This window comes from Myceligenerans pegani (genome assembly GCF_014892515.1).
Lineage (GTDB): Bacteria > Actinomycetota > Actinomycetes > Actinomycetales > Cellulomonadaceae > Myceligenerans > Myceligenerans pegani.
In genome coordinates this window covers 1-17,717 of sequence record NZ_JADBGR010000075.1, presented here as the reverse complement: position 1 = coordinate 17,717, position 17,717 = coordinate 1, and the positions used below count along the sequence as shown (strand labels likewise).

General features: G+C 72.1%; 16 protein-coding genes. 7 read left to right on the top strand and 9 right to left on the bottom strand.

Annotated elements, in window-relative coordinates; all coding sequences use genetic code 11:
* Nucleotides 1-13 precede the first annotated feature (13 nt).
* Both IIE03_RS09830 and IIE03_RS09825 read right to left on the bottom strand, forming a co-directional pair.
* A complete protein-coding gene (locus tag IIE03_RS09830) occupies nt 14-997 on the bottom strand; it encodes an electron transfer flavoprotein subunit alpha/FixB family protein (protein ID WP_192862578.1) in 984 nt (327 codons plus the stop codon).
* A gap of 13 nt (nt 998-1,010) precedes the next feature.
* Nucleotides 1,011-1,787, bottom strand: a complete 777-nt coding sequence (locus IIE03_RS09825) for an electron transfer flavoprotein subunit beta/FixA family protein (protein WP_192862577.1) — start codon at nt 1,785-1,787, stop codon at nt 1,011-1,013.
* A 334-nt stretch (nt 1,788-2,121) separates the two neighbouring features.
* Here IIE03_RS09825 and IIE03_RS26700 point away from each other — a divergent pair, with 334 nt between their 5' ends.
* Nucleotides 2,122-6,801 carry a rhamnogalacturonan lyase family protein gene (locus IIE03_RS26700; RefSeq protein WP_318842902.1) on the top strand — a complete coding sequence of 1,560 codons (4,680 nt, stop codon included), beginning with the start codon at nt 2,122-2,124 and terminating at the stop codon, nt 6,799-6,801.
* Between the two features lie 12 nt (nt 6,802-6,813).
* Here the strand turns inward: IIE03_RS26700 and glgX are convergent, their stop codons facing one another.
* Nucleotides 6,814-9,120: a glycogen debranching protein GlgX gene (gene glgX, locus IIE03_RS09815; RefSeq protein ID WP_192862576.1), complete on the bottom strand. Its 2,307-nt coding sequence runs from the start codon at nt 9,118-9,120 to the stop codon at nt 6,814-6,816.
* A 37-nt stretch (nt 9,121-9,157) separates the two neighbouring features.
* Between glgX and IIE03_RS09810 the strand changes: the two genes are divergently transcribed.
* Complete coding sequence (locus tag IIE03_RS09810; protein ID WP_192862575.1) at nt 9,158-10,936, top strand: FAD-binding dehydrogenase; 1,779 nt, start codon at nt 9,158-9,160, stop codon at nt 10,934-10,936.
* Between the two features lie 6 nt (nt 10,937-10,942).
* Here IIE03_RS09810 and IIE03_RS09805 read toward each other — a convergent pair whose 3' ends face one another.
* A complete protein-coding gene (locus IIE03_RS09805) occupies nt 10,943-11,851 on the bottom strand; it encodes a DMT family transporter (RefSeq protein WP_192862574.1) in 909 nt (302 codons plus the stop codon).
* A gap of 255 nt (nt 11,852-12,106) precedes the next feature.
* On the opposite strand from IIE03_RS09805, the gene IIE03_RS09800 reads away from it, so the two are divergent.
* A complete protein-coding gene (locus IIE03_RS09800; protein WP_192862573.1) occupies nt 12,107-12,862 on the top strand; it encodes a metallophosphoesterase family protein in 756 nt (251 codons plus the stop codon).
* Nucleotides 12,863-12,979: 117 nt separating this feature from the next.
* Here the strand turns inward: IIE03_RS09800 and IIE03_RS09795 are convergent, their stop codons facing one another.
* From IIE03_RS09795 to IIE03_RS09785, 3 genes are read right to left on the bottom strand one after another with little or no spacing between them, the layout of a single operon-like run.
* Nucleotides 12,980-13,297 carry a helix-turn-helix domain-containing protein gene (locus IIE03_RS09795; protein WP_192862572.1) on the bottom strand — a complete coding sequence of 106 codons (318 nt, stop codon included), beginning with the start codon at nt 13,295-13,297 and terminating at the stop codon, nt 12,980-12,982.
* A gap of 24 nt (nt 13,298-13,321) precedes the next feature.
* Nucleotides 13,322-13,732 carry an NUDIX hydrolase gene (locus IIE03_RS09790; protein ID WP_192862571.1) on the bottom strand — a complete coding sequence of 137 codons (411 nt, stop codon included), beginning with the start codon at nt 13,730-13,732 and terminating at the stop codon, nt 13,322-13,324.
* On the bottom strand, nt 13,725-14,375 hold the full coding sequence (locus IIE03_RS09785; RefSeq protein WP_192862570.1) for an NUDIX domain-containing protein: 651 nt from the start codon (nt 14,373-14,375) through the stop codon (nt 13,725-13,727). The genes IIE03_RS09790 and IIE03_RS09785 overlap by 8 nt, the downstream gene beginning before the upstream one ends.
* A gap of 373 nt (nt 14,376-14,748) precedes the next feature.
* On the opposite strand from IIE03_RS09785, the gene IIE03_RS09780 reads away from it, so the two are divergent.
* The 4 genes from IIE03_RS09780 (at nt 14,749) to IIE03_RS09765 (ending at nt 16,945) form a co-directional block, all read left to right on the top strand.
* Entirely contained in the window at nt 14,749-15,210 is a 462-nt protein-coding gene (locus IIE03_RS09780) for a hypothetical protein (RefSeq protein WP_192862569.1), read from the top strand.
* 8 nt (nt 15,211-15,218) lie between these two features.
* Nucleotides 15,219-16,136, top strand: a complete 918-nt coding sequence (locus IIE03_RS09775) for an HAD family hydrolase (protein ID WP_192862568.1) — start codon at nt 15,219-15,221, stop codon at nt 16,134-16,136.
* A gap of 93 nt (nt 16,137-16,229) precedes the next feature.
* Entirely contained in the window at nt 16,230-16,427 is a 198-nt protein-coding gene (locus tag IIE03_RS09770; RefSeq protein WP_192862567.1) for a hypothetical protein, read from the top strand.
* Nucleotides 16,424-16,945 carry a hypothetical protein gene (locus tag IIE03_RS09765; RefSeq protein ID WP_192862566.1) on the top strand — a complete coding sequence of 174 codons (522 nt, stop codon included), beginning with the start codon at nt 16,424-16,426 and terminating at the stop codon, nt 16,943-16,945. Before IIE03_RS09770 ends, IIE03_RS09765 begins: the two co-directional genes overlap by 4 nt.
* 177 nt (nt 16,946-17,122) lie before the next feature.
* Here the strand turns inward: IIE03_RS09765 and IIE03_RS25770 are convergent, their stop codons facing one another.
* Together IIE03_RS25770 and IIE03_RS25765 are read right to left on the bottom strand one after the other, a co-directional pair.
* Nucleotides 17,123-17,449, bottom strand: a complete 327-nt coding sequence (locus IIE03_RS25770; protein WP_318842901.1) for an HAD hydrolase-like protein — start codon at nt 17,447-17,449, stop codon at nt 17,123-17,125.
* 64 nt (nt 17,450-17,513) lie between these two features.
* On the bottom strand, nt 17,514-17,717 hold a 204-nt coding region (locus IIE03_RS25765), incomplete at its 5' end, for a hypothetical protein (RefSeq protein ID WP_225997540.1).

The window sequence follows — 17,717 nt, the reverse complement described above, 5'->3', positions numbered from 1 at the left end:
GCCGGCGTGACGCTCAGCCCTTGTGCCTGCGGATCTCCTCCGCTGCCTGGGGGAGCACGTCCGCCAGTTCGCCGATGACCGCGAAGTCGCAGATCTCGAAGATCGGGGCCTCCGGGTCGCTGTTCACGGCGACGATGTGCTGCGACGCCTGCATGCCGCCCCGGTGGTGCGGCGCGCCCGAGATGCCCGCGCCGATGTACACGCGCGGCGCGACGGTGACGCCGGTCTGCCCGACGTAGGTGTCCCACCAGCCCTCGAACACCGCGTCGCGGGACGCGCCGACGGCGGCGCCGAGCGCGTCGGCCAGCTCGGTCACGGGGCCGAAGTCGCCGTCGGTCCCGCGCCCGCCGGCGACGACGATCGCCGCCTCCTCCAGCGGGGGCCGGTCGCCCGAGCGGGCCTTCACCTCGCGCGACGCGAGCGTCACGCCCAGCTCCGGCACCTCGACGGGCAGCGGCTCGGTCTGCGTGTTCACGCGCGCCGCGGCCGGGGCGGGGACGACGGCGTTCGCGCGGACGGTCAGCACCGCGACGTCAGTGGTCACCTCGCACGACGTGTCCCACGAGCCGGCGAAGACGCGCTTCGACCCGACGATGCGTCCGTCGTCGCCCTCGGACACGCCCGCGGCGTCGATGATCAGACCGGCGCCCAGCGCGTGGGCGGTGAGGGCGGCCGCCTCCTTCGCCGCGAAGCTGCTCGGCAGCAGGACGACGTCGGCGTCCGCGCGGCGCACCGCCGCGGCCAGCGCGGCGGCGACGACGGCGGGCAGGTGCCGCTCGTCGCCCGTCACGACGCGGCCGGCGGCGTCGGAGAACTCGGCCTGGTGCACGCTCTCGACGCCGTACGCCTCGAGCTGTGCCAGCACCTCGACGCCGACGCCTGCCAGGGCGACGGCCTCGACGGTGCCGAGGCCGCGGGCGATCGTGAAGAGCTCCAGGGCGCTGGTGCGGATCTCGGTGGCCGGGTCGAGCAGGACCAGGACCGTGCGGTTCGTCATCTCGGGTCCCCTCTCAGACCAGGTCGTTCTTGATCAGGTACTGGGCCAGGGCCTTGCCGCCCTCGCCCTTGTCGGTGACGAGCTCCGCCTCGGGCCGCTCGGGCCGCGGGCCCGCGCTCAGCGTGCGCGTGCGGGCGGCGGGTGCGGCGTCGAGCCCGAGGTCCGACGCCGTCCACGCCTCGACCTGCTTGCCGCGCGCGGCCATGATGCGCTTGAAGTTGGGCAGCCGCGGCTGGTTCGCGGTGTCCGTGACCGACAGCACGGCGGGCAGCGGCGCGGAGAGCTCCTCGGTGACGTCGTCGTGCTCGCGGGTCACGGACAGGACGCCGTCGGACACGCCGAGCTTCTTCGCCAGCGTGAGCGCGGGGCGGCCGAGTTCGGTCGCGAGGAGCGTCGGGACCACGGAGCCGAGGCCATCGAGTGCGGCCATGCCGGTGATCACCAGGTCGACGGGGCCCTCGGACTCGAGCTTCCGGACTGCGGCGGCCAGGGCCGCGGCGGTCGCGAAGTAGTCGGCGCCGGCGAGGATGTCGTCGGACACCCGGACACCGCGGTCGACGCCGAGCTGGAACGCCTTGCGCAGCGCGGGGTCGCCGTCGGGCGGCGCGACCGTCAGGGCGACGACCTCGCCCTCGCCGGCCGCCTCGACGAGCTGCAGGGCGGCCTCGATGGCGTTCTCGTCGAGCTCGTTGAGGGTGCCCTCGTCGGGCGTGCGGCGGACGCGACAGTCCTCGAAGCCCCGGTCCGTGTTGATGTCGGGGACGTACTTGACCGTGACGACGATGCGCATGGCAGAACCCTATCCGGGCGGCGTGGGCGGCACGCGCCGGTGGTCGCCACTCGGACGCGCGGTCGGGCGCCGCGCTGTGGTCGGCCCGATGTCGCGAGGTCGGTCCCCCGAGCAACCGATCATGCGACAGGCGGCCGACCGCTCGACGAACGACCGACCGCATCCGCCGTCCAACGTCGCGGTAAGCCTTTTCCCGAAATGCTGGACTTCTCCCCCGCACCCCGTGCATGATGTGTGGCGAGCCGAATGAAACCTTTCAAAGCTGGAGGGTTCTAGTCCGCTCCATCGATGTACTCCCGCAAGCTCAACGACGAGACCGCGAGGTGAACCCACCGTGCCTCCAGCAATCCCGCGCAGATCGCCAGTCCTGCGCGCCGCAGCGCTCGCTGCCGCGCTGTCCCTCCCCCTGGCCGCCGTCACCGCAGCCCCCGCGGCTGCCGCACCGGCCGCCCCCGACTCCGTCCGCGTCGCGCACGCGACCGAGGACTCCCTGACCATACGCTGGAACGAGGTGGACGACGCGACCGGCTACGTGCTGAGCCGCGCGACCAGCCTCGACGGCCCGTGGACCGAGGTCGCGCGCACCGACGAGCGCACCGTCTTCGCCACCGACTCCGGCATCGACACCACCGCGGTCCACTACTACCGTGCCACGGCACTCGGCGCGGACGGCGAGAGCGAGCCCAGCGCCGTCGGCGTCGGCTCCCTGGTCGGGCTGCCCGACGTCGAGCTGCCCGACGGCGGTCTCGTCCTCGACCTCGGCCCCGGCGCGGTCGACGACGGCGCGACCGGCCTGGACGCCACCACCGCCTACACCGCGGGGAACCGCCTCGGCTGGGTCGACCCGTCGGCGGTCACCGGCACGGACCGCGGCACGGACGACGCCCTGCGCACCGACTTCGTCACGGTCGGCGACACGGAGCTCGTGGCCGACCTGCCGAACGGCGACTACACGATCGACGTCGTCGCGGGCGACCCCGCCGGCCCCACGGACATCGCGATCACCGCCGAGCAGATGGCGAAGACGGCGCCCGCCCAGGCGGGAGCCGGCGAGTTCGTCACCGAGTCGTTCCGTATCGCCCTCGTGGACGGCCAGCTCAACCTCGAGTTCGCCGGCGGCGCCGCGAACCTCGCCGGCCTCACGATCACACGCGACGCCGGGCGCGACCCGGGCGCGCTGCCCACCGTCTGGGTCACGGGCGACTCCACCGTCCAGACGTACGACCCGTACTGGGCACCGCAGGCGGGCTGGGGCCAGATGATCGAGCGGTTCCTGTCGGACGACGTCGTCGTCACGAACAAGGCGATCGGCGGGCGCTCCTCGAAGAACTTCATCAGCCAGGGCCGCCTGGACGAGGTCCTGACCCGGATCCGCCCGGGCGACACGCTGTTCGTCCAGTTCGGGCACAACGACAACAGCTACGGCGTCGACGACCGGTACGCCGCCCCCGCCGACTACCGCAACTACCTGCGCACCTACGTGAACGGCGCCCGGCAGCGCGGCGCCGAACCCGTCCTCGTCACGCCCGTTTCCCGGCGCTCCTTCGACCCGGACACCGGCGAGTTCAACGTCTCGTTCCCGCAGTACGTGGAAGCGGCGAGCAGCCTCGCCGCCGAGCTAAACGTGCCGCTGGTCGACCTGTCCGCGAGCAGCCGCGCGTACCTGAACGAGATCGGTCCGGAGGCGGCGAAGTCCGTGTTCCTGCACGTCCCCGCCGGGGTCTACCCGAACCGGCCGAACGGCACGACGGACGACACCCACTTCCAGGAGTACGGCGCGATCCAGATGGCGCGCCTCGTGGCGCAGGGCACCGCGGGCCTGGGCATCCCGCTGTCCGGCGAGGTGGTCGACGTCGAGCCGCCCGCCGAGGTCCCGACCGCGCCGACCGGACTGGCCACCGGCTCCGTGTCGAACTCCAGCATCCGGCTGACCTGGGACGAGACCGCGAACACGGACATCTACCGGGTGTTCCGTCGCGAGAGCGGCACGGCGGACTGGACGCTCGCCACGACCTCCACCGTCCCGCTCGCCGACATCACCGGCCTGGCCGAGGGCACGACCTACGACCTGCACGTCGTGGCCGCGAACGGCCGGGGCGACTCCGCGCCGTCGGACAGCGTCACCGTCGGCACGAAGGCGGCGCTGTACAGGTTCGACCTCCAGCTCGCGGGGAACGAGACGCTCGACGGCTGGACCGCCGTCGACCCGACCACCCTGTACAGCCAGGGTCTCGGGTACGGCTTCACCAGCGACGCCGGGCCGGGCGGACGCGACCGCGGCACCGACTGGGACTACGACCCGAACGCGATGGAACGCGACTTCCTCCTGCCGTCCGCGGACACGCCGTTCGCCGTCGACCTGGCGCCCGGCAGCTACGCCGTGACCGCCTACTGGGGCGACATGCTCGGCACGGCCCGGCTCGGGCTGACCGTCGAGGGCCGCGACCTCGGCTCGTCGAACGCGGGCCGCGGGTCCGTGGCGAGCAAGGTGATCCAGCCGGTCGAGGTCACCGACGGCAGGCTCGACGTCGTTGCCACCGGCTGGCTGAACGGCCTGACGATCACGCCGCTCGAGACCGCGGTCTCGAACCTGGCGGCGGGCGAGGTGACGTTCGACGGCGTGACCGCGTCCGTCCCGCTCACCTGGGACGAGACCGACGACGCCGCGGGCTACCGGGTGTACCGCCGGGCCGACGGCGCGACGGAGCGCGAGGCCGTCGCGGACGTCACCGCCGGGGCGTACACCGACACGACGGCGTACGCGGGGCTCCGCTACGAGTACACGGTGGTGACGCTGGACGGCTCGGGCGCGGAGGGCATCCCGAGCGCGCCGCTCGAGGTCTCCACGGTCGACCCCGGCGTGGCGGTGCCGGCGGCGCCGTCGGGGCTCGCGGTCGGCGAGGTCGGGAAGAACCTGGTGTCGCTGAGCTGGGACGCGACGGACGACGCGGGCTACTACCGGGTGCTGCGCGCCGAGTCGTCGGGCGAGGAGCCCGTCGTCGTCGGCGCGACCACCGGGACCTCGTTCGAGGACACCGGCGTGCTCACGACCGTGCCGTACCACTACACGGTGGTCGCCATGAACGCGGGCGGCGCCTCGGCGTCGTCGGACACGGTGATCTCGCCGGCCGACACCCTGCTGGCGCGGCAGGCCGAGCGGATCGACCGGTCGCCGGTCGCGGTCGCGCTGCCGGACGGCGGCGTCTACGTGGGCTGGCGCATGCTCGGCGACGACCCCGAGGCGATCCGGTTCCACGTCTACCGCGACGGCGAGCGGATCACACGCAGGCCGATCAGCGGCTCCACGAACCTGACCGACGCGCGCGGGACCGCCGACTCGACGTACCGGATCAGCGAGGTGCGGGGCAGGGGCCACGGTCACGGCCACCGGAAGGGCGGGGAGCGCTGGGCCACGCCCGAGTTCACCCCGTGGCACGGCCAGACGCGCGACATCCCGCTGGACAAGCCGTCCGGCGGCGTCACCCCGGCCGGAGAGGAGTACACCTACAGCGCGAACGACGCGTCGGTGGGCGACGTCGACGGCGACGGGCAGTACGAGATCGTCGTCAAGTGGAACCCGTCCAACGCGCACGACAACTCGCACTCGGGCTACACCGGGAACGTCTACCTCGACGCGTACGAGTTCGACGGCACGCGGTTGTGGCGGATCGACCTGGGCCGGAACATCCGGGCCGGCGCCCACTACACGCAGTTCCAGGTGTTCGACTACGACGGCGACGGCCGCGCCGAGCTGATCACCAAGACCGCGGACGGCACCACGGACGCCGCCGGCACCGTGATCGGCGACCCGCGCGCCGACCACCGCAACTCCGAGGGTCGCGTGCTGGCCGGCCCGGAGTTCCTCACGGTGTTCGACGGCGCCACCGGCGTCGCGCTCGACACGATCGACTACGTCCCGCCGCGCGGCGACGTCGCGGACTGGGGCGACGGGTACGGCAACCGCGTGGACCGGTTCCTCGCGGCAACGGCGTACCTCGACGGCGAGCGCCCGTCGGCGGTGTTCTCCCGGGGGTACTACACCCGGACCGTCATCGCCGCCTTCGACTGGGACGGGGAGGAGCTCAGCGAGCGCTGGGTCTTCGACTCGAACGAGGCCGGCGCGGAGTGGGCCGGCCAGGGCAACCACGACATGCACGTGGCCGACGTCGACGGCGACCAGCTCGACGAGATCGTCTTCGGGTCGATGACCGTGGACGACGACGGCACCGGGTTGTACACCACCCGGCTGGGCCACGGCGACGCGATCCACGTGAGCGACCTCGACCCGTCGCGTGACGGCCTCGAGGTGTTCGCCGCGCACGAGTCCATGCGGGACTCGGGCAACCTCGGCGCGACCTTCCGGGACGCGGCCACGGGCGAGGTGCTGTGGTCCGTCCCGGCCGACCGGGACACCGGCCGCGCCGCGGCGGGCGACATCGACCCGCGGTACGACGGTGCCGAGGCGTGGGCGATCGGCGGCGACTACGCGTGGAACTCACGGGTCGGCGAGCTGCGCTCCGTGTCGGGCGAGCTGATCGGCACGGACATCCCGGCCGCCAACTTCCTCACCTGGTGGGACGGCGACCTCTTGCGGGAGATCGGCGACCACGACTACTCGGAGGACATCGCAGCGGGCGTGCCGACCATCGCCAAGTGGGACTGGGAGGCCGGCGAGGAGGTGGAGCTCTACCGGGCCACCGGGACGCTCTCCAGCAACACCACGAAGGGCAACGTGGCGCTCCAGGCCGACCTGTTCGGTGACTGGCGCGAGGAGATCGTCACCCGCACGGAGGACTCGACGGCGCTGCGGATCGCCACCACGGTGGATCCGACCGGTCACCGGCTCCGCACGCTCATGTCCGACCCGATGTACCGCACGGCGGTGGCCTGGCAGAACACGGCGTACAACCAGCCGCCGCACGTGAGCTACCACCTCGGTGAGGGCATGGAGGAGCCCCCGGCCCCGCGCCTCGACTACACGACGAGGGGCGCCCGGGGAGACCGGGTGCGCTGACGGCGCGAGCGGTCAGCCGGCCGGACGGGTCAGGAAGACCTGCACGCTCAGCGCGTCCAGCGTCGTCGTGGCGTCGCAGTGGCGTTCTTCCTCGTCCGGGGGCTCCGGGCGGTCCCAGGCGGAGTCCCAGACCCGGTCCCAGCGCTTCGCGGGGGCCGGGTCGCCGGTGCCCCCGGCCGGGCCCGGCACCGCCGGGAGCGTCGCGACGACGTCGGACAGCCCGCCGTTGATCACGAGCAGGACGTCCGCGTCGTCGTCACCCGGGCCCGAGCGCAGCATCTGCAGCACGCGCCGGCCCGGCGTGTCCCACGCCGCGACGTCCATGGGCTCGCCGCCCTCCGCGAACCACAGCAGATCGGGGTCGGGCTCGTGCGGCCGGGGCGTGCCGAGGAAGAAGGAGTCGGCGCGCAGCGCCGGATGCTCGTGCCGCAGCCTCGCCAGGAAACGACAGGTGGCCAGCAGGTCCTCCCCCGCGGCGTCGAGCTTCCAGGGCACCCAGGACACCTCGTTGTCCTGCACGTACGCGTTGTTGTTGCCACCCTGCGAGCGCCCCGACTCGTCGCCGGCGGTGATCATCGGGGTGCCGGCGCCGAGCAGCAGCATGGCCAGCAGGTTCCGCTGCGAGCGCCGCCGCAGGGGCACGATGGCCTCCCAGTGCTCGGTGGTGGCGTCGTCGCCCTGCGGCGTGTGCCCCTCCAGACCGTGGTTCCAGGACAGGTTGTTGTCGCTGCCGTCACGGTTGTCCTCGCCGTTGGCGTGGTTGCGCTTGTGCTCGTAGGCGACCAGGTCGGCGAGAGTGAAACCGTCGTGGGCGGTCACGTAGTTGACGGACGCCACCGGCCCGCGCACCAGGGGCGGGTCGCCGGGCCCGAAGAGGTCGGCCGATCCGGCGAGCCGGGTCGCCAGCTCCCGCACCCCGCGCATCGGCCCTCCGTGCGAGCCCTGCTTGGGCGCCTCCAGCCAGAATCCCCGGACGGCGTCGCGGAACCGGTCGTTCCATTCGGCCAGCGGCGGCGGGAACTGGCCGGTCTGCCAGCCGCCCGGTCCGACGTCCCACGGTTCGGCCACGAGTTTGAGCCCGGACAGCACGGGGTCCGTCTGCAGCGCGACCAGGAACGGGTGATCGGGGTCGAAGCCGAAGGATCCGCGGGCGAGGGTCACGGCGAGGTCGAACCGGAAGCCGTCCACGCCGACGGTCTCCGCCCAGTAGCGCAGGGAGTCGAGGGCCAGCTGGATGACGCGCGGGCGCCGGTAGTCCAGCGAGTTCCCGGTTCCGGTGACGTCCGCGAGCGCCGCCGGGGAGGCGCCGTCGTGCAGGTAGTAGACGGGGTTGTCGAGGCCGCGCCAGGAGAGGTGGAGCCCGTCGTCACCGCCTTCGCAGGTGTGGTTGTGGACGACGTCGAGCAGCACCTCGATGCCGGCGGTGTGCAGGAGGTGGACCATGCCGCGCACCTCGTCGAGCACGGCCTCGGCGCCCCGCTCGCGCGCCGCGCGGGTGGCGTAGGCGCTGTTGGGCGCGAAGAAGCCGAGGGTGTTGTAGCCCCAGTAGTTCGTCAGTCCCTGGGTGGCGAGCCGGGCCTCGGTGGCGCTGGCGTGGATGGGGAGGAGCTCGAGGGTGGTGACGCCGAGCGACGTGAGGTGCTCGATCGTGGCGGGGTGGGCGACGCCGGCGTAGGTGCCGCGGAGCTCCTCGGGAACCTTCTCGTTGAGCAGGGTGAGGCCACGCACGTGGGCCTCGTAGATGACGGTGTCCGCCCACGGGACGCGGGGCCGGGTGAGCGGCTGGGGCCGCGCGAGCGGGCCGACGACGACGCCGTGCGGGACGTGCGCGATCGAGTCGCGGTCGTCCGGGGGGCCGTAGGGGTCGGCGCGCAAGGCGTCGTCGTCCGGGTCGGCCGGCGATCCGAGCACCTCGGGCGCGTAGACGACCTCGCCGACGAGTCCCCGGGCGTAGGGGTCGACGAGGAGCTTGGCCGGGTTGTACCGCAGGCCGGCCTTCGGGTCCCACGGCCCGTAGGCGCGGAATCCGTAGCGCTGGCCGGGGGCGACGTCGGGCACGTGGGCGTGCCACACGCCGTAGACCGGGCCCTCGAGCTCGACGCGGCGCTCGCGGAATCCACCGGCGTCGTCGACGTCGATGAGGCAGAGGTCCATGGCCGTGGCGTGCGAGGCGAGGACGGCGACGTCGATCCCGCCGTCCGGGGTGACGTGCACGCCGAGGGGCGGCACGTGGCTGCGGTGCCGGGTGGGCTGCTTCAGCGGCCGGACGACGGGCCGCGGCTCGGGGTCCCCGGGGACGCGCTGCGGTGTCACGGTCATGGCCCCATCGTGGCACGTATACCGCTACGCTTCCGGCATGTCTGACGCCGTCTTCAACAGCGGTCCCGCCATCAGCGACGATGCGGTCGCCGCGGACGTCATCGTCGTGGGTGGGGGCCTGTCCGGCCTGGTCACAGCAACGGAGCTGGCCGCGGCCGGGAAACGGGTGGTCGTCGTCGACCAGGAGCCGGCTCGCTCGCTCGGCGGGCAGGCGTGGTGGTCGTTCGGCGGGCTGTTCCTCGTCGGTTCCCCGGAGCAGCGGCGTGTCGGCGTGCGCGACGGCGCCGAGCTCGCGTTCGCGGACTGGCTCGGCGCGGCGCAGTTCGCCGCCGGCGCCGACCGCGGCGAGGGCCCGGACCGGCACGGCTACGCCTGGGCGAAGGGTTTCGTCGAGTTCGCGGCGGGTGAGATGCGCCCCTGGCTGCACGGCAAGGGCGTGCGCTGGTTCCCGCTGGTGCAGTGGGCCGAGCGCGGCGGCTATCCCGTGACGGGCGGGGCCGGCGGGGGCGCCGGGAACGTCGAGCACGGCAACTCGGTGCCCCGCTTCCACGTCACCTGGGGCACGGGCCCCGGCCTCCTGGAGCCGTTCGTCCGCGCGGCTCGCGAGGCGGTCCGCGGCGGCCTGCTCGATCTGCGGTTCCGCCACCGCGTCGTCGAGGTGCTGCGTTCCGGGGGCGCCGTGACGGGCGTGCGCGCGGAGGTCCTGGCCGACGACGACGCCCCGGCCGGAGCGCCGTTCTCGGGACGCGGCACGCCGTCGTCCCGCGAGGTCACGGGCGAGGTGGAGCTGCACGCGCAGGCCGTCGTGATCGCGTCGGGCGGCATCGGCGCGAACCACGAGCTGGCGCGCGCCCGCTGGCCCCGGGAGGCGGGCAGCCTGCCCGCGCGCATGCTGTCCGGGGTGCCCGACTCGACGGACGGGCTCATGCTGGGCGTCGCGCGCGAGGCCGGGGCGGCGCTGGTCCACGAGGACCGTATGTGGCACTACCCGGAGGGCATCGCGAACCACTCCCCCGTCTGGACCGACCACGGCATCCGCATCCTGCCCGGCCCGTCGTCGCTCTGGCTCGACGCCGACGGCGGGCGCCTCCCCGCCCCGCTCTACCCGGGCTTCGACGCGCTGGGCGCGCTGCGGCACCTCACGAGCCGCGGCGACGACCACTCCTGGTTCGTGCTGAACAAGACGATCATGGAGAAGGAGTTCGCCCTGTCGGGCTCCGAGCAGAACCCGGACCTGACGGGGAAGTCGGTGCCGCAGCTCATCGAGCGCGTGCGCGGCAAGGCGGTGCCCGTGCGGACGTTCGCGGAGAAGTCTCCCGAGTTCGTGTGGGGGGCGACGCCGGCCGAGCTCGCCGCGGGGATGAACGCCCTGGTCGAAGGCACGCCGGGGTCGAAGGGGCGCATCGACGCCGACGCGCTCGCGCGGATCGTCGCCGCCCGCGACGCGCAGGTGCTGTCCGGGCTGGGCAAGGACCCGCAGGTCGTGGCGACGCGGGCGGCGCGGTCGTTCTGGGTGGACCGGCGCATCCGCGTCGCGCCGCCGCGGGCGCTCACCGACCCCGCCGACGGGCCGATGCTCGCCGTGCGGCTGAGCGTGCTGACCCGCAAGACGCTGGGCGGGCTGTGGTGCGATCCGGCCGGGCGCGTGCTGGACCCGTCGGGCGACGTGGTCGAGGGGCTGTGGGCGGTCGGCGAGGCGGCGGGCTTCGGCGGCGGCGGCGTGCACGGGCACCGCGCCCTGGAGGGGACGTTCCTGGGCGGGTGCCTGTTCACGGGGAGGACGACGGGACGGGCGGTGGCGGCGCAGCTGGTCTGAGACCCGCTACCTCTCGTCCACGCCCGCGACCGCGGCCAGGATGAGGACGGAGCCGACGACGCCCGCCGGTCCGAGTCGCTCCCCCAGCACGACGGCCGCGGCGACCGCTGCCGTCACCGGTTCCAGCAGGGTCGCGATCACGGCCGCGCCGCTCCGTGTGGTCCGCAGGCCCGCATAGAACAGCCCGTACGCGAGGGCCATCGTGAACAGGCCCAGATAGACCAGCGTCCCGACCGTCACGGCGTCGCCGGTGACGAACGGCCCGCCACCCGCCAGGGCCGCCGGCACGAGCCCGACGGCACCCGCCGTCGTCGCCACGGTGGTCAGGGCGAGCGGGTCCGCTCCTGCCGTGCCGATCAGGGTGGCGCCCAGTGCCGTGGTCGCCGCGTAGACGACGCCGGCCCCGACGGCCAGCAGCAGGCCGAGCACCGGCCGCTGACCTCCGGCCTCCGCGCCCGGCGCCGCGCTGACCAGCACCAGGCCGGACAGCGCGGCGGCCACCACCAGCACGAGGCGGACGGTGTTCCGGGGCCGGGCGGTCGTCCGCCGTCGGGCACGGACGAGGTCGACGGCGGCGAGGAGGACGGGCGCGAGGCCCAGGCTGACCACGGTGGCGACGGTCACGCCCGCCGTCGCCACCGAGCCGAAGTAGAGCGCCTGGTAGGCGCCCGTCCCCAGCCCGACGACGACGGACCGCACGGGGTGAGCGCGCACCAGGGCGGCGAGCTGCGGCCCGCGGCGCAGCAGGAGCGCCACCGCGACCAGCGCGAGGGCGGCGATCAGCATGCGGTACGCGCTGACCGTGAGGACGGACATCGGCGAGTGGTCGCGGACGACTTCGAGGGCGAGGCCGCCGGTGCCCCAGAGAACTCCGGCGAGGCAGACGCAGAGCAGCCCGATTCGAGAGGATGACATGTGTGCTCCTGGCCGGGATCCGGCCTGGTCCGAGGGGACGGGGAAACGTCGTGGAGCACACCCGACCGCCGGCCCCGTGCGGGGCCGGTCATGGTGCCGCTCCGGTCAGCGGACCGGAGGCGGCAGGATGGAGCGAGTCGGAGTCACGGTCGCTGATGCTAGCAGCGCGGTCGCGGCGCCGGGCGCGATGTCGCCGACGGCGTACGCGGCCGTGCCGCCCGCTGCGCGAGCACCGGTCCATGGCATCGTGGCGTCATGGTCGCCACGGTCGCGTTGCTCTCCGACGTCCACGGAGTGCTGCCCGCTCTGGAGAGGGTGCTACTCGGGCCTCGGGTCGCCGACGCCGAGCTGATCGTCGTCACCGGCGACCACACCTGGGGCCCACAGCCGGCGGAGGTCCTCGACCGGCTCGCGGCGCTCGGCGACCGGGCGCTCCTGCTGCGCGGCAATGCCGACCGGGAGCTCCTGCAGATGTCGCGCGGCCTCGACGTCGGGCTGGCCGACGACCCGCTGTCGGTCTGGGGCGCCGAACAACTGCGTGACGATCACCAGCGGCTGCTCGACGCCATGCCCGAGCAGGCCACGATCGAGATCGACGGGTTCGGACCGGTCCGCTTCTGCCACGCGACGCCGCGCGACGACGAGGAGGTCGTCCTGGTCGACAGCCGGCTCGAACGATGGGACGAGGTGTTCGCCGGGCTGCCCGACGAGGTGCGCACCGTCGTGTGCGGGCACACCCACATGCCGTTCCTCCGCCTGGTCGACGGCCGGCTCGTCGTGAACCCCGGCAGCGTCGGGCTGCCGTACGGCCGCGCCGGGGCGCACTGGGCGGTGCTGTCCGGAGGGGTCGTCTCGATGGGGCGTACCGTCGTCGACCCGGACGAGCTCGTGCGGGAGGTCGTTGCGGGGTCCGGGCTGCCGGGGGTCGCGGAGTGGGTCGAGGAGAACCTGCGTGAACCCGCGAGCGACGTGCAGGCGCTAGGGGCGTTCGGGGCGCGGGACGGGCGGTGAGGTGGTGTCGTTCGGCCCTCTGGACGAGCCCCTACTCGTCCGATGGGCACGTTTCAACTCTTCCAACGGACCAGCGGACGGAAGACGGCGGGGACAGCTGTTGATCCTGTGTTTCGCTCAGCCGAGCGCGGCCACGTCTCCGTCCTCAAAGGTGATCGCCTGCTGGAGGCGCCCGCCGAGGGCGACGGCGTAGCGGGCGAGGACGTCCTGGCCGGAGATCTTGCCGTGCTCGATCTCGGACACACGGCCCTTGGTGACGCCCATATGGTCGGCGACCTGCTGCTGGGTCATGCCGCGGCGCTTCCGTAGGCGGGCCAGGCGGTAGCCGACCGCCTCGGCGAGAAGCCTCTGCTTGCCGCGCTCGACGGCGTCCTCACCCCCGGCCCTGGCAACCAGATCGGCCCGGATGTCCTGCCAACGCGTATAGCTGCTCATGATGTGCCCTCCTGTGCGACTCGATCAGTCGAGTTGTTCCTTGAGGTATTCCTGGACCATCGGGGCGAAGCCGTAGGGCACGTAGTCTTCGAACTGGTCGGGTGTGGCCCAGGCGAGGTCGGCGAGTTCCTCGGTGTCGGCCACGTGGGCGGTGCCGTTGGTGACGTCGCAGGCGACGTAGCCCATGAGTCGTCCGGTCTTGGGGTGGATGCGTTCGCCCAGGAGCTTGACCGCTTCGACGGTGAGGCCGGTCTCCTCGGCTGTCTCGCGGACCGCGGCGTCTTCGAAGGTCTCACCCGGTTCGACCGCGCCAGCGGGGAACTGCCAGGACAGGTCGCCCTCGGACACTCGGCGCTGGACCAGTAGGAGCCTGCCGTCCTGGACGATGATCGCCGCGGCGATGGCGGGCTTGTCGGCGGTCGCGGGCTCAGACATGGGTGCCTCCCAGCACGTCGAGGATCGGTGCGTAGATGCTGCTCTCGGGGACGAACTTGGTCAGGTTCACGATGGGTGCCCAGGTGACGCTGGCGTTCTCCACCACGTCGCGATTGTGCGCCTCTCCGGCCAGGTACTCACAGTGGAAATACTCGCAGTAGACACCTGTGTGCGGGTGTACCCGTGCGCCGATCCGAGCTTTGACCGAGCAGTGAACGTTCGTCTCGGCGAAGGTCTCGCGCACCGCGGTGTCAGCTGGGGCCGCCCCGGGCTTGACGATCCCTGCCGGGAACTGCCAGCGAAGCGTCCCGTCGTCACGCCGCTGCACGAGCAGCACGCTTTCGTCCTGCTGGACGATCGCGATGGCGACGGTGAGTTGTCGCGGGCCCTCGCCGTCCCGGTCGGGCTCGATGGCACGCATCGCCATGCTGAACCGCTCGCGGGCTCCGTCGCCGGCACGTTCCAACGCGGTGTCCAGGATCCGTTGCACGTCGGGCCGGGGGCGGGTCGTCGGGTTCTGATGCCACCCCGCTACTGTGCGCGGCGCGATCCCGAGATGGGCGGCGAAGTCGTCGTTGGACATGCGCAGCGCGGCCTGCAGGCGAGTCGCTCGTTCGCCGGTCCACGCGTCGATCACGGTCACTGCAATCATCCCCTGGGTCGGATTGCACCTGCACTGCATCGGAACTGCATCGCGGCGTCATAGATCGCCCACGTGAACCACAGTTCGCTGGTCACATGCGAAAAAGCCTCAACCGGGTTCCAGCACCCTTGAGCGCTCAGCCCTGCTCCGGGAACACAGTCGAGTGTCCGAGCGTCCGACGGCATCCCCCGTAGCGCAGTTATTACATCACAACGTAGCCGTGATTTACAGACATCACTTGATGAATGTTCATCAGTCCATTTTTGGGAAACGCAGAGAGGAAACCAATGGACGACGTCGTGAGAGAGCTGACGGTCTGGACGGTCGTATACACGGCCATATGCGTCGTCTTGGTGTGGCGGGCTGTGGTCCTGTGGACCCGCTGACCAACCCCACCCCTCGCCCGGTCGCGATCGGCTACGTCTCCTCGCCCGACCCTGCTGCTCTCGACGCCCAACGCGACGCCGTAACCGACCACGCCCGGGCCGAGGGATACGCGCTGGCACACATCCTCGCCGACCGGCTCGACGGCTACACCATCAGCCAGGTCGTCGAGACGGCACGCCTGCATAAGGCCCGGCTCGTGATCGTGCCGGCCGGCGCCACTCTCGCGACCGCCCACGCGCACCTAGCCCACGAGCTTGAGCCCTGCGGCGCGGTCTGCGTGGTCATCGACGACGCTCCCGCCGCGCGAGACGGACCAGACCCGACGCATGCGCCCGCCACAGCCGCGGCCGAACCCGCGACCGCCACATCGCGTCTGACCGACGCGCTGGGACGCCACGTCCGCCCGCACACACCCCGTCACGCAGCTAGCACCGGACAACCCTCGTAGGGACACCCATGAACGACACGACAACCAGCTCCACCGCCACTACCGCTGCCAGCGACAACGCCAGTAGCGTCAGCGCGAAGCCTGCCGAGGAGCCGATGCAGATATCGCTCGACGTGGACGGCACGATCGTGGCCGACGGCACCATCGACGTGCCGCCCGTGACGGCCGACGCGGTCCAAGACGTCCTGGCCGTAGGACATCACATCGTGCTTGCCTCCGGCAGGTCCCTGGTCGGGCTGCTTCCCGTGGCTGCGAGGCTGGGCCTAGTGACCGGCTGGCTCGTGGCCTCCAACGGCGCGGTCACTGCCCGCCTGACCCCACGAGCGCCCGGCGGGTACGAGATCACCAACAAGGCCACCCTCCAGGTGGCACCCGTGGTCGACCTGGTGCGCCAGTTCACGGCCGAGACCGCGATCGCCGTCGAAGAGATCGGCGTCGGCTACCACGTCACCCGGCAGTTCGAGCCGGGTCTCCTCAACGGCCGCCAGACCGTCGTCGCCCACGACCTCCTGCCCGAGGCCACGCCCCGCCTGGTCCTGCACGCCCCCGGCATCACCGACACCCTGCTGCCTCATCTGCGCGCTCTGGACGTGACCGCGACTCCCGCGGGCGAGTCGTGGATCGACATCAGCCCGTCCCTGTTCTCGAAGGGCACTGCGCTCTACCGGGTCCGACGACGCCTGGGCGTGCACCCGGATCGCACTGTCGCGATCGGCGACTCGATCAACGACATCCCGGCCTTCAAGTGGGCCGCGATCGGAGTCGCCATGGGGGACGCGCCCGCGGTCGTGCGTGCAGCCGCCGACATCACCACCGGCACCCTCCAGCAGCACGGCGCCGCCTCAGTGCTGGAGGCCATCGCCGCAGGCAAGCCCGTCACCGAACTCGGCGGCCGCGCCGTCACCGAACTGGCCGACCGCGCCTGAACCCGCACGCGGCCACAACCCGGCCACCGCCGGGCCGACAGCACCTCGAGACCGACAAGGGTCCTCATTCGACACTCCTGGGAGATGATCGGCATGCACAAGGAAATCCGTAAGGTCGTCAAGGAAGCCGAGAAACTCGGGTTCACCATCAAGCGCCTCGACGGCCACACCTGGGGCTGGATCGTGTGCTCTTGCGGCAAGCACACGCAGGTGTTCTCCACCGGGAAGAATCCTGAGGGCGGCGCCCGCCTGATCAAGGCATGGATCGACAAGCACAAGGAGCACGTGTGACCACCACGAAGTTCGAGTTCTCCCTGGTACTCGATCGCGACCCAGACCCTGAGGCTGGTGGGCACCTGGCCGAGGCGGTGCCCTACCTAGCGACGCTCGAGGGCGGACCGGGGACACCGACTCTGGCGAACATCATCATCGAGGCCGACAACTTCCCCGACGCCGTGGCCACCGTGGTGTGGCAGATCGAGGCGGCCGGCTATCTGGTCCTCGGGCTGGAGACGAACGACACCGTCGCGATCGAGGAGATCGCCATCCGTACAGGAAGGCCCGCGGAGTCGGTGCGGCTGCTGGCTGAAGGCGGCAGCGGTTCGGGCGGGTTCCCCCGTCCGGTCTCATCTGGCACCTGGGATCTGTACTCCTGGACGGCCGTGGCGGACTGGTTTACCAAGCACTTCCCCGACCAGGCATTCGACATCGACCGCCAGGCCACCGCCGCCGACCACCTCCTACGTGCTCGCCACCTCACCCGCACCGACTCCCACCGCGCCGCATGGGCACGACTCCTGTCGGTGTGACCAGGACGGCCAGTACTTGGAGCGGGCACGCATGCGAAGCAATGTCAGTGATGGAGTCGGCACCCTACGCGACGGCGTTCGACCGCCATCGTGACGTCGTCGACGCACTGGCCCCGCTTCCTCCAGCGCCCAGATCGCTGAGCGCGGCTGTCCTGTCGGCACCCCACGGTAATCCGCTCAGACGTGGACCCCGGCCGCGTTGTCCTCCTTGACACGGCTCGGCAGTTCGGCCCGCGAGTCCGGGCGGAACAGGCAACGGGCCTCATGGTCCTCGCCGAGGATCCGGAAAGCAGTCTCGCCACGCAGGATGTGCCCCCACGGGCCACGCCGTAGCACCGCGGTCCTGATCCCGAGCGTCTGCGCGGGCCGGATGTCGTTGTCGAGCCAGTCGCCCACGTACAGGATCTCCTCCGCCGGGACGTCGGCCTCCAGGACCAGCGCTCGAAGAACGCGACGTCGGGCTTCTCCGCCTGCCAGGAATCGGAGGTCCCGAGCACATCGCACGGCAGGTCCAGGTCACGCACGATCCCGTCGGCCCGCAAGGTCTGATTGCCCGCGATCCCCACGGTCAAGCCGTGACGATCTTCCAGGGCCAGCCTCCGGGAAGGCTCAGATCAGCACCGCCGTCGTCCGTCCCATCAGGACGACGACGGTTCCCTTCGCGCACTGCTCCAGCAGTGGCGTTGTCGCCTGCGCCGGTCCAGTTCCACGCTTGGATCGAAGTCGACGGCTCGCCGATCGCCGAACCGCCTTCCACCAGCAGCTTCACACC